Raw genomic sequence first — 631 nt, forward strand, 5'->3', positions numbered from 1 at the left:
CACCGCGCAGCGTGTCGCGCCCCACCTTGGCGCCGCAGCCGCCACACATCGGCTTGTCGCCCAGCGCCTCGTCCACCCCCAGGGCACGCATCGCGGGCAGCGGCGGCGGCGCCATCGCAGGCAGGTCGCGAAACTTGTCCATGAAACGCCGGTCGATCCGGTCTTTCCAGCGCCACATCAGCGCCCCGCTGGGGGCCAGGCCAAAGCGGTCGGCCAGTGCCCGCCGCTCGCCCAGCGAAATCAGCTTGAGATAATCGCGCTGCGGCCGATACGGTCGCGCCGCGCCGCCGGTCAGCGCCGCGCGCAGGTTGTGATAGAGCACCGGTGCCGCGCGCACCGCAAACACCCCGGCCTTGGGGCGCGGAGCCATGGACAGGTGGGCGCAGTCACCGGCGGCGAAGATCGCCGCATCGCTGCCGCGCAGTTCGGCATCGACGGTGATATAGCCGTCGGTCAGGTCCAGCCCGGTCCGGTTCAGCCAGCCCTGCGGCTGCGCCCCCGCCGCACCGACGATAAAGCCCGCCGGGATCTCGCGCCCGTCTGCCAGCACCACCGCGCCGGCCGCCAGTCGCGCCACCGGCGCGTGCTCCACCAGCGTGACGCCCTGCCGCGAAAGCTCGCCGCGCAAGCG

At 73.1% G+C, this 631-nt stretch carries 1 protein-coding gene; it reads right to left on the minus strand.

Annotated features, from left to right (window positions below; all coding sequences use genetic code 11):
* On the minus strand, positions 1 to 631 hold a 631-nt coding region (locus tag CVM52_RS26360), incomplete at both ends, for an FAD-dependent oxidoreductase (protein ID WP_172721112.1).

The sequence above is a fragment of the Pseudooceanicola lipolyticus genome, from assembly GCF_002786325.1.
GTDB classification, from domain to species: domain Bacteria; phylum Pseudomonadota; class Alphaproteobacteria; order Rhodobacterales; family Rhodobacteraceae; genus Pseudooceanicola_C; species Pseudooceanicola_C lipolyticus.